General features: G+C 64.6%; 14 protein-coding genes and 1 pseudogene. 7 read left to right on the top strand and 8 right to left on the bottom strand.

Features of this window, described 5'->3' with window-relative positions:
• Positions 1-116: 116 nt before the first annotated feature.
• Positions 117-1,277, bottom strand: a complete 1,161-nt coding sequence (locus tag B1A74_RS07110) for a Fic family protein (protein WP_018946736.1) — start codon at positions 1,275-1,277, stop codon at positions 117-119.
• A gap of 461 nt (positions 1,278-1,738) precedes the next feature.
• Between B1A74_RS07110 and B1A74_RS14480 the strand changes: the two are divergent.
• The 4 genes and pseudogenes from B1A74_RS14480 (at position 1,739) to B1A74_RS07090 (ending at position 3,802) form a co-directional block, all read left to right on the top strand.
• A pseudogene (locus tag B1A74_RS14480) lies at positions 1,739-2,489 on the top strand (Rpn family recombination-promoting nuclease/putative transposase).
• A 31-nt stretch (positions 2,490-2,520) separates the two neighbouring features.
• The gene (locus B1A74_RS07100) at positions 2,521-2,727 is read left to right on the top strand and encodes an AbrB/MazE/SpoVT family DNA-binding domain-containing protein (RefSeq protein WP_077244203.1); all 207 of its coding nucleotides are present in this window, start codon (positions 2,521-2,523) and stop codon (positions 2,725-2,727) included.
• Positions 2,724-3,104: a type II toxin-antitoxin system VapC family toxin gene (locus B1A74_RS07095; RefSeq protein ID WP_018946731.1), complete on the top strand. Its 381-nt coding sequence runs from the start codon at positions 2,724-2,726 to the stop codon at positions 3,102-3,104. Before B1A74_RS07100 ends, B1A74_RS07095 begins: the two co-directional genes overlap by 4 nt.
• A gap of 176 nt (positions 3,105-3,280) precedes the next feature.
• On the top strand, positions 3,281-3,802 hold the full coding sequence (locus tag B1A74_RS07090) for a hypothetical protein (protein WP_077244202.1): 522 nt from the start codon (positions 3,281-3,283) through the stop codon (positions 3,800-3,802).
• A 77-nt stretch (positions 3,803-3,879) separates the two neighbouring features.
• On the opposite strand, the gene B1A74_RS07085 is transcribed toward B1A74_RS07090, so the two are convergent.
• Together B1A74_RS07085 and B1A74_RS07080 are read right to left on the bottom strand one after the other, a co-directional pair.
• Positions 3,880-4,200: a type II toxin-antitoxin system RelE/ParE family toxin gene (locus B1A74_RS07085; protein ID WP_077244201.1), complete on the bottom strand. Its 321-nt coding sequence runs from the start codon at positions 4,198-4,200 to the stop codon at positions 3,880-3,882.
• Positions 4,197-4,388 (bottom strand): hypothetical protein, encoded by a 192-nt coding sequence (locus B1A74_RS07080; protein ID WP_077244200.1) that lies wholly within the window; start codon positions 4,386-4,388, stop codon positions 4,197-4,199. Before B1A74_RS07080 ends, B1A74_RS07085 begins: the two co-directional genes overlap by 4 nt.
• A gap of 169 nt (positions 4,389-4,557) precedes the next feature.
• On the opposite strand from B1A74_RS07080, the gene B1A74_RS07075 reads away from it, so the two are divergent.
• Positions 4,558-5,010: a hypothetical protein gene (locus tag B1A74_RS07075; protein ID WP_077244199.1), complete on the top strand. Its 453-nt coding sequence runs from the start codon at positions 4,558-4,560 to the stop codon at positions 5,008-5,010.
• Positions 5,011-5,131: 121 nt separating this feature from the next.
• Here B1A74_RS07075 and B1A74_RS07070 read toward each other — a convergent pair whose 3' ends face one another.
• The 4 genes from B1A74_RS07070 to B1A74_RS07055 all read right to left on the bottom strand — a co-directional run bounded on the left by B1A74_RS07070 (position 5,132) and on the right by B1A74_RS07055 (position 9,679).
• Complete coding sequence (locus B1A74_RS07070; protein ID WP_143592240.1) at positions 5,132-6,901, bottom strand: PilV family protein; 1,770 nt, start codon at positions 6,899-6,901, stop codon at positions 5,132-5,134.
• Positions 6,902-6,969: 68 nt separating this feature from the next.
• Positions 6,970-8,172, bottom strand: coding sequence for a pilus assembly PilX family protein (locus B1A74_RS07065; protein WP_077244197.1), 1,203 nt, complete (start codon positions 8,170-8,172; stop codon positions 6,970-6,972).
• Positions 8,173-8,174: 2 nt separating this feature from the next.
• A complete protein-coding gene (locus B1A74_RS07060; RefSeq protein ID WP_077244196.1) occupies positions 8,175-9,059 on the bottom strand; it encodes a PilW family protein in 885 nt (294 codons plus the stop codon).
• Positions 9,060-9,061: 2 nt separating this feature from the next.
• Positions 9,062-9,679, bottom strand: coding sequence for a GspH/FimT family pseudopilin (locus B1A74_RS07055; RefSeq protein WP_077244195.1), 618 nt, complete (start codon positions 9,677-9,679; stop codon positions 9,062-9,064).
• Between the two features lie 189 nt (positions 9,680-9,868).
• Here B1A74_RS07055 and B1A74_RS07050 point away from each other — a divergent pair, with 189 nt between their 5' ends.
• Positions 9,869-10,273 carry a type IV pilin protein gene (locus B1A74_RS07050; protein ID WP_077244194.1) on the top strand — a complete coding sequence of 135 codons (405 nt, stop codon included), beginning with the start codon at positions 9,869-9,871 and terminating at the stop codon, positions 10,271-10,273.
• A 22-nt stretch (positions 10,274-10,295) separates the two neighbouring features.
• On the opposite strand, the gene B1A74_RS07045 is transcribed toward B1A74_RS07050, so the two are convergent.
• The gene (locus B1A74_RS07045; protein WP_077244193.1) at positions 10,296-10,829 is read right to left on the bottom strand and encodes a GspH/FimT family protein; all 534 of its coding nucleotides are present in this window, start codon (positions 10,827-10,829) and stop codon (positions 10,296-10,298) included.
• Between the two features lie 79 nt (positions 10,830-10,908).
• Here B1A74_RS07045 and B1A74_RS07040 point away from each other — a divergent pair, with 79 nt between their 5' ends.
• Positions 10,909-11,775, top strand: a complete 867-nt coding sequence (locus B1A74_RS07040) for a formylglycine-generating enzyme family protein (RefSeq protein WP_077244192.1) — start codon at positions 10,909-10,911, stop codon at positions 11,773-11,775.
• The last annotated feature ends 82 nt before the right edge of the window (positions 11,776-11,857 follow it).

Raw genomic sequence — 11,857 nt, 5'->3', positions numbered from 1 at the left:
TGGCCTCCTGCGGCCGGGGGCGGCTCCCGTAGGAGCGCAGCCCCCTGCGCGATCCGGCGCGGGGATACACCCAATCGGCCAGGGAGCCGCCCCCGGCGCCCAAGGAAGGCCTGCCGCTATCCTTCGGGCGGGAATAGCCCCGGCATCAACTCAGGGGCCAGCGCTGCGGGCAGCGCCAGGCGCAAAGGGGCTCGGCTGCTGTCGGAGGCCAGAATTCCCTGTTTGACGAGCGCCGAGGTCACCCGGCGGGCCTGGCGCTCGCTCACATCGAGCAGCCCGGGCACGTCCGCCCTGGGCACCTCTCCCCGGTACAGCACCGCCTCGAGAAGGCGCCCCGACCTGCCCGGCAATTCATCCGCCCGCACCCTGTCTTCCGCCCAGCGCAGGATCCGCTCACGGAAGCGGCCGGGCTCCATCAGACGCTCCATGAACGCCACCTGGTCGATACAGACCTCCAGGAAAAAATCCACGAAATCCGCCAGGGCCGCTTCACTGAGCTGGCCACGGCCATCACGATCACCGCGGCGGGGTTCATCACATGCGGCAAGGAGCTGCTTGTAGCGGCCCTCGCTACGCGCCAGGCCTCGCGCCACGGACCAGACCCCGCCGCTGTTCAGGTGCTCCACCAGGATGGCATGGGACATCAAACGCGCGACGCGACCGTTACCGTCCAGAAACGGGTGAATCCACAACAGCCGGTGATGGGCACAAGCCGCGCCCAGCATTCGATCGGCCTGCCCGCCCCGCGAATAAGCCGCGTGAAACCGCTGCATGAACCGTTCCACGGCGCCCGGGCTGACCGGCACATGCCGTCCGATCCGGACATCGTGTGTTCGGTATGCACCGGGAAAGACCCGGAGATGCTGGCCCGTGTCGGGATCCTCAACCCACAGAAGATCGTCGGGGAGCCGCTCGCAGAAGCGCCGATGTAACTCGCACAGCCCCTCGGGCGCTGTCTCGCGCCCCTTCAGCCCTCCGGCGTCGATCCAGCTCTGAACGTGGATATGCGCCTCCGCCTCCAGTTGCAGGTCGCGCTGACGGGAATCCGGGCTGTAATCGCCGGCAAGCGCCCGCTCGATGGCCACAGGATGCGTGTAGTGGCCTTCGATCAGGTTGCTGTAATAGCAATTCATGGATCGCACCAGACCGGCCAGGGCCGATTCCACCCCCACCGGCAGGCGGGCGCGAAAGGCAGCGGCCTGCGCAACCAGATCCAGCACCCGATCGGTAAGCCGCCCCCGATGGGCGGACCCCTCCCCCACCACCAGGGGCTCCATCAGGGCAATGCGTTCACCTCGATCAATGACTGCGCTCATGGCCGGTTGGATGTCCTTTCACGCCATCTGCATGAGCCTCATCATATCAGCAATTTAATCTCAGCATGGCGTTCGTATTGAGCAAGCCATGACCGGATCGATGGCCGGATCCGTGGCCGGTTTGTGCTCGCCCGGGTCGAGGAAGTCGCGCCCCGCCGGTCAGTATCGCGGAGCAGTCCGGAAGCACGCCCCTGCGCGACGCAGCGCCGGGGACACCCCAATCGGCCAGAGGGCTGGCCTCCTGCGGCCGGGGCTACGGGCCGGCGTTCCCCCGTAGGAGCGCAGCCCCCTGCGCGATCCGACGCTATCGCGGAGCAATCCGGAAGCACGCCCCCGCGCGGACTGCGCGCGACCGGACTCGTAGTCAGGGCTGTGAGGAGGCCGTGTTACGCTTCGGCTCTGACCGGACAGGGAGTGTCGGCATGGCGGATCACCACGACAACAGCTACAAGCTCCTGTTTTCGCATCCCGAGATGGTGCGGGACCTGCTGACCGGTTTTGTCCGGGAGGACTGGGTGAGGGAGCTGGATTTCTCCACCCTGGAGAAGGTGAACGGGTCCTATGTGACCGACGAGCTGCGCGACCGCGAAGACGACATCGTCTGGCGCGTGCGCTGGGGCGGCGGCGCTGTTCCGGCTGGAGCACAACCGCAACGAGCAGGACCTGCTGGAAGTGCTGGGCCGTCTGGTGGAGTGGCTCCGGTCCCCGGAGCAGACTGGGTTGCGGCGCTCGTTCGTGGTGTGGATGCGCCGGGTGATGCTCCCGCATCGAGCACCGGGGATGGAACTGCCGCCGTTCAACGACCTTCAGGACTTGCACGAGGTACACGACATGCTGGCCGAACGGATCAAGCACTGGCCCGACCGGTGGATCGAGGAAGGGCGCCAGGAAGGACGTCAGGAAGCTCTCGAGAAAGCCCTGCGCACACAGATCACCCTGAGGTTCGGCGAGCTGCCCGACTGGGTGGATCGACGACTCGCTTCGGCCACTGACGAGCGGTTGAACGAGTGGATCGTCGGGATCCTGGACGCGGACAGCCTCGAGTCCCTGCTGGGGCGCCGGGGACCGACGCCTGAGCATGGTCGGGGAGATCGGCCAGGGGGCTGGCCTCCTACGGGGGAGAGGGGGTGGGGGAACATTCGCCCACCTTCGGGATCGATGATACATTGGTAAAACGAATTATCGATCGACCAGGGTGCTAAAAATGGAAGCCCTCACCATCTCTCCGAAATATCAGGTCGTCATCCCCCGGGCGGTACGCGAGGCGCTGCATCTTCGTGCAGGCCAGAAGGTGCAGATTATTGCGTACGACGACCGTATCGAACTGATTCCCGAGCGGCGTGTGAGCGAGATGCGGGGGTTCCTCAAGGGCATTGACCCTGATGTCCGGCGCGAGGGAGATCGCGTGTGAACGTGGTCGATTCGTCCGCGTGGCTGGAATACTTTGCCGACGGCCCCAATGCCGAAGTTTTTGCAGACGCCATCGAGACCACGCCAGAACTGATCGTCCCCACGATCAGCCTCTACGTAGTCTTCAAACGGGTACTCCAGCAACGAGGCGAGGCGGCAGCCTTGCAGGCGGCCGCATTGATGCAGCAGGGCGAACTCGTCGAACTCACGGGCCCCTTGGCCCTGTCCGCCGCCAGTCTCGGCAACCAGCATGGTCTCCCGCTCGCCGACAGCATCATCTACGCCACCGCGCGCGCCCATCAGGCCGACCTCTGGACCCAGGACGCCGATTTCGACGGGCTTCCAGCTGTTCACTACATCCCGAAGCCTTCCCCGTAGGAGGCCAGCCCTCTGGCCGATCGGGCCTGTCCAACACCCAAATCGGCGAGAGGGCTCGCCTCCTGCGGGCCGGGGGCGCCTTGTGGGAGCGCGTCCCCTGTGCGATGCGGCGCGATTTTGGGCGGGTGCGGCGGGGTCGTATACTCGCCGGACGTGTACGCAACCAGCGGTGCCGCATGCCCCCCAGCAATATCGTCGAAGGCCCTCGCGTAGCCACCTGGCACTGCCCCTCCTGCCGCGAATCCGTGCCGCGACTGCTGCCCAACGGCAGCGCCAACCGCGTGACCCTGCCGCCCGAACGCACCATGCTGCCGGACGACGACATCCGCGCGGCCTGCGAACGGGTACAGGGACTGCGCGCCCCGGAGGTGTGCTACGCCTGCGACCAGGCGTTCCAGGAACTGCTCGGCACGCTGGTGCGCCCGCCGGCCGAGGAAGGCGACGCCCGGGGCGAACCCGGGCTGAACGACACCGGCGTGGTCGGTGCCCTGGTCCCGCTGGCCGAACGCGGGACCCAGCTGCTCATCTTCAACGTGATCGCCGGCGAACTGCGCTGCACCGAGATCGAATACCTGACCGATTTCGACCCCGACCGCCTCACCTACCCCGGATCACGCGGGGCGATCGCCCCGCGGATCTGGGAACTGTACGAGCGACACTTGGCCGAACTGCATGCAGGCAGTGACTCACCCTTATAACACCTCAAGCATAGCGGACCAAGGCCGCCCCGCCAGCCCTCCCCAAACGTGCCACTTTCAAGGTGGCGAATGCGACATCAGTTAGCGTCGGTGCTTCTCGCGAGAGCTTCGGGTTGATGTGGCAGGCGCTGACGGTAATGCTTGATGGTAATGATCTCGATTTGCCCGGGCGACACGCGGTAAATGATCCGGTAAGGGCGCTCGAGCAACTCGCGCAAGTCGGCGCGACGATAATCGGGAACGGTTCGACCACTCAGCGGATGGTCGGGTAATTGACGAGTACGAGCAAGGAGGCGCTCGATCATCCGGGCGGCCGCTGCCGGATCCACGGAGCCGATGTGCGCATGCAGCTCCTCAAGGCACGCAAGCGCCTCATCCGTCCAGTGAACCGCGCTCACCGCCGCAGGCCGAACCGCCGCTCCACCTCCACCTGCGGCATCACACGCCCGCCCTCACTATCGGCCAGTCCGCGTTCGATGGACGCATGCAGCTCCAGGCGATACACGACGTCCTCCCAACTGGCGTTGTCCGGAAGTTCGTCGATCAGGTCGTGTGCCTGCGCTTTGGGAGTCTTGCTTGCTTCCATGTTTCGCATCGCCTCTCTACCTAGCTCAGCCAATTTTACACACAGTTGCTCGTCATCGGGAGTGAGCGCGTCACCAACGCCGCAACACTTACCAAATACGCCTTTCCTGGAATCTGATCGCGAATCTGCGCGTAGCCACCTGGCACTGTGTCCCTCCTGCCGCGAGTCGGTGCCGCGACTGCTGCCCAACGGCAGCGCCAACCGCGTAACCCTGCCGCCCGAACGCACCATGCTGCCGGATGACGACATCCGCGCGGCCTGCGAACGAGTACAGGGGCTGCGCGCCCCGGAGGTTTGCTACGCCTGCGACCAGGCGTTCCAGGAACTGCTGGGCACGCTGGTGCGCCCGCCGGCCGAGGAAGGCGACGCCCGGGGCGAACCCGGGCTGAACGACACCGGCGTGATCGGTGCCCTGGTCCCGCTGGCCGAGCGCGGGACCCAGCTTCTTATCTTCAACGTGATCGCCGGCGAACTACGCTGCACCGAGATCGAATACCTGACCGACTTCGACCCCGACCGCCTCACCTACCCCGGATCACGCGGGGCGATTGCCCCGCGGATCTGGGAGCTGTACCAGCGGCACCTCGCGGAACTGCACGGCCAGCAGACAACGGACCGCTGAGGGGCTGCACAATATCGCAATACCACCCCCCCCCTCCGCGCCATCGGCCCCGGGAAGCCAGCGGGACTGCAGATCCCCTGCAGCCCCGTAGCCGTGCGACCCCGGGCACGTACCCCCGGAACTAGGGGTCACACCCCGCCTCGTCGATGCCGATGTCCAGCTTGATATGTCCGAATTCGGTCACCTGTTCGAACGTCACCGTCTCCGGCGTGTACCCGATCGAACCGTCACCCTGGTAATTGTGGTCGATGCTACAGACCTCGTTCTCGAGCTGCAGTTCCAGCGTGTCGCTCCATGCCGGCTGCCCCTGCGAAGCGTCCCGGAATATCCGACACTCATACCTGTTTTCGCTGGGGTGGACGTCGCACTCATAATCCGACCGAGCAAAGCCCATGCTGCTGACGTCATCCTGCCCTGAGGGAGAAAGAGAAATCAGGTCGCCCGCGATAATGGTGGTCTGTTCCAGGGTCCCAGGATCACCATCGGGCATGCATTCCAGGTTGCCGTCCCCGACGAGGTCGAGCAGGCAGAAGTTGATCCCGGGATTGTCCGCCTGATAGTGGTCAGCGGTCACGACGTCTTCCCAGGCGTAGCCGCAATCGACGTGACTCGGCTGGCCCGTCATCTCGGTCAGGAGGAAATCGTGGCCGGGCACGTGCTGCGGGACATACCTCGGTTCACCTTCGTCGGGACTCGGATTCACCCCGATACCGGCCGCACTGACACGCAGACTGAGCGGGTCATAGTAAAAGCCACGGTAACGCCGGGCCGAAGCGAGCCGCGGCTTCTTGCTGTCCCAGAGGTCCTCCACGGGGTCATCGTGCTCCGGCGATCCGACGCAGATCCGGTCGTGGTTGCCGATGCCGTCGTAACGCACGATCCCGATGTTGCCGTACCAGCCCTCGGCGAAATAGCACTGATAGTCGTAGTAATAGGCGTTGCCTTCTTTGCCCAGGTGGTCTTCATTTTCAGGGTCAATCGGGTTGTGGAGATCCTCGTCCTCCTCATCGAAGACGAAAATCTCGTCGCCCCTGAAGCGCGTGCAATAGGCCGCATCCGAAGATACGACGCGTGTCCACTCAGGAACCAGATCCGGATTGTTGCCGCTCAGGTCATAGTCCTCATCGATATAGACGCGTCCGCTGATCGTGCTGAAGTAGAGCAGGTTATCGTCCGGGTCCCGCCCGGAGCCGGTTGAGCTCTGCATGGTCATCAGGACCTCTCCGTCCCTGACCAGCTGAGCCTGCCCGCTGTCCGTGTCCACCAGGATCTCCGTACCATCGTCGAGCAGATCGTCAATTTCATCGCGTTCAACCGTCTCGACGTCGGCGTCATCCGGATCCAGCGGCGTATCGTCGTCCTCGCCCATGGCACCTTCACCCGTCGGGCGGTCAACAAAGCCTCCGCCGTCGTCGCTATCCTCGTCGTCGGTTTGCGTGGCGGCGAAGCTCACACGAGGATCATCCCAGACGACGAAGGTGCCCATCTGAACGGTCTGCTGGTCGTCGCGCCGGTCGTCCCAGGTGATGGTCACATCGGGCGCAACCGCCCGAACCTGTCCGTCAGCGTCGGTTTGCTCATTCAGCGCGATCGTGACCGTATAGGTGGCGTACGAGCCCTCCAGCTCCTTCTGGCCGTTTTCGTCCAGGTCAAGAGCGTCGAGGGCATCCTGAAAATCGGCCGCGGTCGACACGCTACGCAGGCGTTCGATGTCGCTTTCGGCCAGCTGGATGGCCTCGGCGCGGGCCTTGGAGGCACTGGAGCTGGCCACCAGGTCTCCCTGTAGACGAGCGATGGCCAGCACACCGACCGAGATGATGACCAGCGCCACCAGGGCCTCGATCAGGGTCAGGCCCATACTGTGAGAGCGAAGATTCCGGGTCTTGTTCATGGCGAGCCTCCAGTGGGGCGCAGTAGTGCCGGGTTGGTGCGAGAAAGCGGGGCGATGCATTACGGCGGCTACTGGGGTGTCCAGTCCCGCCATGCCCCGGCCACTCCGGCGCGGGCACCCAGATCCCCGGCTCCCTCGGCCGCAACCGGGTCAAAGATGAAGGACGGAGTGCCTCCGATCGATGTATCGCCTTCGACAATCGTGGAGCCGAACACATTCAGCGTGCCTGCTCCGTCCAGTTCCTCGCGGACGTACAGGATGCCGTAGATGTCCACATTGCCTGCCATATCCAGATTCCCGTCCACCACAATCACGACCGGGTTATCGCGACTGCCGAACTGGCCGCCGTCAAAGCTGGTGTCCTGCGAGAACCAGATGACCTCGTTCTCCGCTCCGTCGATGTCGCCCACGTCCGGATCGAGGATCGTGGGGACAGTATCGCGGTACTGGGATGGATTCTGCCCCATGAAATTACGGAAGAAATCGTCGCCGGAAAGGTTCGCCTCGGAGATCTGAAGGTCACGGTCCACGACATCGGGCCCCTGACGGTTCATGTCCGTGGTTCTCAGGTAGTCATCCTCATCGTGGACCCAATTGGCCGGATCGGTTACTTCATCGGGGCTGTCGGAGATATAGGTGTTACCGGGATTACCCGCGATGCTGAGATCGCTGCCGGTCCAGATCGTCAGGTTGTTGAAAGCGTTGTAAACTTCCGCGTTCCCGTTGGTGTCGACGCCGCCCCTGCTGGTCAGCGGGTTGGTCGGTGGATTGGCCACGGACGGGATCCCGAGGCTGAGGGTCGCGACGCCCTTGCGGGCGTTGCGATCGTTGCTCCAGCCGCAGGACCAGATGCCGGTGCGGCGCAGGTCGTCGGGTGCCCCCTGGCCGGGATTCCCATCATTGTCGGCGTCGGCAAGACCAGCGAAAGCAGTCGGGTCCGGCGGGCAAGCGGGCAGGCCGTCCAGTCGGTCCCGATCAACAAAGGCGACATGATAAAGGGAGCCATCAGGCCCACTCCCCGTATACGGAGCCGTCGGATTCGTTGCACCACCAGTCTTGAGCTCGTCGAGCGCGCGCTCCAGGCCGGCCTGAGCGGCGCTTGCGGTCTGCTTCATGCGGACCTCGTTGGCGGCCATGCGCTCTTCCTGCAGGGCCGTGCGGGCCGAAAAGAACACCAGCAGGGTCAGTGCAACCATGATGACCAACGCCACCAGCAGGGTTGCGACGCCGCGCTGACGCGAAGGACGGTTGTGCAGAGTCCGGTATGTCATGGTTAAGGTACCTGTCGCACGAAGATACGGTTATTGCGCACGCGAACCGTTTCCTGAAGATTGACGTTCGTGCCGGAATCCGACCGGTCCCGGGCTGTGAGCGTTATGTTGATACGGCGGGTTTCCACAAAGTTGTTGTCGTCACCCGCGTCTCCTTCCCATTCGCCGTCATACCCGCCGTCGGCCTCGTCGTCGGCACAATGCGCCGCCGAGTCTGCGTTGCCATTCACCCACTTCTCGTCGTCATCATCATAGTCGTCATCGTTGCGATTAACGGAGAGATTGAGGCAGCTGGAGCCCTCGGTACTGAAGGACAGGTCCGTGACGTTGGTGCTTCCGGGGTCGGTGAGGCTGGCCCAGTCACCGCGGTCGCACCCCAGGTCAGTCTGTTCCAGACCACCGGTCAGCATCTGCAGTTCGCCATCATCGAGGCGGTACCCGAATACGTACTGAACGCCCTCGGTGTCGAGATCGGAGAGATCGCTTTCCAGGGGGTCATGGTCCGCGCTGGAGGCGTCGTAGCTGAAGGTGGGGTCGTAGCTCAGCAGAATGCAGTTGCGATCCCCGCCATCGTAATCATGGATCGTGATGTTGCGATCATCTTCAGTGAACGGATTGCTGAGGCCACTGGCCCGATCACGATGCGAAAAGCCGGCGCGGCGGACGTCGTTGATCATGAAGTCCATGGCGATGCGGGATTCCTGCGTGACCCGGGCCTCCTGGACCACAAACCCCGCACCGCGCAGAACATTCAGGTACAGGGCGATCACGCCGGCGACCACGAGCATGCCGACCAGGATGCCGACCATCAGCTCGACCAGCGTGACACCGCGAATCCTGCTGCGCCACCGGGCGTGCACCGGGCGGCTCCTGCTCGGCTGGTTCATGTTCACGGGTTCACCTCGCATGCGGTCTGGTACCTTCCGGTGGCCCGGCCACTGGCACAGATGCTGGGCCGGCCGATGGCGTTGATCTCCACGCCCAGTTCGAAATTGTTGGGCGAAGACTCGAAACGGAACTGCTCGAATGGATCGGGGCGGGGAGACGGAATGCCCCGAACCCCGTCAAACGCCAGATCAAGCTCCGTATCGCCGTTCCCGTTGATCTCCATGGAGACGTCGGCGAAGTCGTCGTGGGTGAAGCGGCGGAGGACCTGCTGCGTGGCTCCGGATCCGTCGTCGTCGACGGCGACATCCAGCAGGCAGGCGTCCGTAGCGTTCGAATCTTCCACGGAACAGTCACAGCCGGCGTTGTTGCTGATACCGATGCACCAGTCGTCTCCCCCACTGTCGGCCTGGACCCGAAGATGCAGCTCTCGCCCCTGCATGATGGCCTCGCTGCGGATGAACTGAATCTCCTCGAATACCCCTTCGGCCGCGCCTACAACCTTGCGCTGCTCGAGCATGTTCATGATGGGAGAGGCGAGCGAAACGAGGATGACGAGCACGGCCAGCGTGACCATGAGCTCGATCAGGGTAAATCCGGTCTGTCGACGCCGGTTGCGCATGTTGATCCGCCTTGCGTGGTGGTCTGAACGCTTGTCTATAAGGTAGCAAACCCTGCGGGGCAATCTGACCCCGCGCGCCTACCGCCTGGCGCCCGTGAATGACCGTTCGGGTGGGGTGCCGTGCCAGCAAGCGGCGAATGTGCTGTAATCCGCACCATCGGCACTCATTTCCGGCACGAGGGAACGGCGATGCGAATCAAGGGTTTCACGCTTATCGAACTGATGATCGTGGTGGCGATTGTGGCCATCATCGCGGCGATTGCCTACCCGAGCTACCTCAGCCACGTACAGAAATCCACGCGCGCGGACGCCCACGACATACTGACGCGCATCCACATGGCGCAGGAGCGCTATCGGGGCAACAATCCGGAGTACGCCGAAAATCTCAGCGAACTCCAGGGGTGGGATGCCGATACCGTGGACTCGGCCGACGGCCACTATAATGTGACGATCACGAGCGCTGGCGCCACAGGGTTCCGGGCCACGGCCACTCCGGATCCGCAGGGTCGCCAGGCCAACGACTCCAGCTGCGACCCGATCGTGCTTCAACTGGGCCCGGACGGGCAGGATCGAACCCCCGCAGATTGCTGGTAAACCCCGACGGGCGCCCCGGGTGCTAGCCCGGGGCTGCCAACGGACATTCGGCGATTTCCTCCAGCCTGACCCGACCAACGCTGGTGATGACCAGCCGATAGGCCACGGCCTCCCCGCAGATCCGGAAGGAGCCCATCTGCAGGGCACCGGTGAGTCGACGCGGAACACCCCGCGACGTGTACGAAACGTACGTATCGACCGGCGCGTTAGGGCGAATGTCGACCGCGGCCGCCCCGCGCCCGTCGATCCACGCGGCATCCTCCGTCGGGTACCCCAGGGCCAGCGGGTCTTCGAACATTCGCCAGCCGTCCTCCCATGAGGCATCCGCATCACACTGGCCGGCATCATTCACCGGGCACAGCGTCACGCGCGTATCCCGCATGATGGCTTCGGTTCGTGCCCGGTTGAGCGCCGACCACAGATCCTGGGCCTCGCCTTCCGCACGACGCCGATCCAGGGTTCCCTGAAACCCGGAAGCAGTGATGCCGGTCAATATGGCCAGCACCACGATCACGATCAGCAATTCGACGACACCGATTCCCTGTGTCCCTTTCATGGCATCCTCCCTGAGCCATGGACCGGCCCCGATTCTTGTCCGGCGGAACACAGGATGCAAGCAGAGGAGTCAGGACCTGATGGCGAAGAACGTGCAGCAAATGGATCAGGCGCAGTTGCTGGAGCTGCAGCAGCAGGCCGCGCGGGAGGCGCGCCGGGACACGGTTTTCCGCGACGAGGCCCGTTCGGGTGTGCCCACGCCGGAGCTGGTGGTGATCCCGCCGGGGGAGCTGGAGATCGGTTCCGATGCCAGGGAGTTCGGGCGCCAGGAGCACGAGGGCCCGCGGCGGCTGGTGACGCTGGAGCGGCCGTTCGCGCTGGGGCGTTTTACGGTCACGCTGGAGGAGTGGCTGGCCTTCGAGGAGGCCACCGGGCACGAACGCTGGGACTGGCTGGTGCGGCCGCAGTCCCCGCGCACGCCGATGTTCAACATCAAGCCGGCGGGGGTGCGCAAGTATCTGGAGTGGCTGAGCGAGGAGACCGGGCAGCATTACCGCCTGCCGACCGAGGCCGAGTGGGAGCATGCCTGCCGCGCGGGGACGACCACGCCGTTCGCGTTCGGCGAGGTGGTGGGCTGCCGCGACGTGCACTTCAATTCGCTGTTCCCGTACGAGGAGCGGCGCCAGCGGCGCAAGTGGTATATCCCGGCCTGCTTTCCGCTGAACCGGCCGCTGGATGTGGGCAGTTTTCAGCCGAACCTGTGGGGGCTGTACGACATGCACGGGAACGTGCAGGAGTTCACTGCGACGCCGTGGCACGACGGCCACGCCAGCCTGCCGCGCGACGGGATCTACGGGCCGGAGCCGGACAACGAGTGGCTGGTGACCAAGGGCGGCTCGTGGTTCGACCCGGCCGTGCTCACGCGCAGCGCCGCGCGCCGGCGCCGCAACGTGGACGAGATGGACACCAACCTGGGCTTTCGCGTGCTGCGGGAGCTGGAGGGCTAGCCCCGCGGCTTGTACGAAGCGCCGCATCGCGCAGGGGGCTGCGCTCCTACGGGGGGAACGCCGGCCCGTAGGAGGCCAGCCC

The organism is Thioalkalivibrio halophilus (genome assembly GCF_001995255.1).
Taxonomy (GTDB): Bacteria; Pseudomonadota; Gammaproteobacteria; order Ectothiorhodospirales; family Ectothiorhodospiraceae; genus Thioalkalivibrio; species Thioalkalivibrio halophilus.
This window is presented reverse-complemented; position numbering and strand designations above follow the sequence as displayed.

Excerpts from the sequence above, each read along its gene's own strand:
- B1A74_RS07110 (WP_018946736.1), bottom strand. The coding sequence starts at position 1,277 with ATGGAGCCCCTGGTGGTGGGGGAGGGGTCCGCCCATCGGGGGCGGCTT.
- B1A74_RS07100 (WP_077244203.1), top strand. The coding sequence starts at position 2,521 with ATGGAAGCCCTCACCATCTCTCCGAAATATCAGGTCGTCATCCCCCGG.
- B1A74_RS07090 (WP_077244202.1), top strand. The coding sequence starts at position 3,281 with ATGCCCCCCAGCAATATCGTCGAAGGCCCTCGCGTAGCCACCTGGCAC.
- B1A74_RS07080 (WP_077244200.1), bottom strand. The coding sequence starts at position 4,388 with ATGGAAGCAAGCAAGACTCCCAAAGCGCAGGCACACGACCTGATCGAC.
- B1A74_RS07070 (WP_143592240.1), bottom strand. The coding sequence starts at position 6,901 with ATGAACAAGACCCGGAATCTTCGCTCTCACAGTATGGGCCTGACCCTG.
- B1A74_RS07065 (WP_077244197.1), bottom strand. The coding sequence starts at position 8,172 with ATGACATACCGGACTCTGCACAACCGTCCTTCGCGTCAGCGCGGCGTC.
- B1A74_RS07060 (WP_077244196.1), bottom strand. The coding sequence starts at position 9,059 with ATGAACCAGCCGAGCAGGAGCCGCCCGGTGCACGCCCGGTGGCGCAGC.
- B1A74_RS07055 (WP_077244195.1), bottom strand. The coding sequence starts at position 9,679 with ATGCGCAACCGGCGTCGACAGACCGGATTTACCCTGATCGAGCTCATG.
- B1A74_RS07050 (WP_077244194.1), top strand. The coding sequence starts at position 9,869 with ATGCGAATCAAGGGTTTCACGCTTATCGAACTGATGATCGTGGTGGCG.
- B1A74_RS07045 (WP_077244193.1), bottom strand. The coding sequence starts at position 10,829 with ATGAAAGGGACACAGGGAATCGGTGTCGTCGAATTGCTGATCGTGATC.
- B1A74_RS07040 (WP_077244192.1), top strand. The coding sequence starts at position 10,909 with ATGGCGAAGAACGTGCAGCAAATGGATCAGGCGCAGTTGCTGGAGCTG.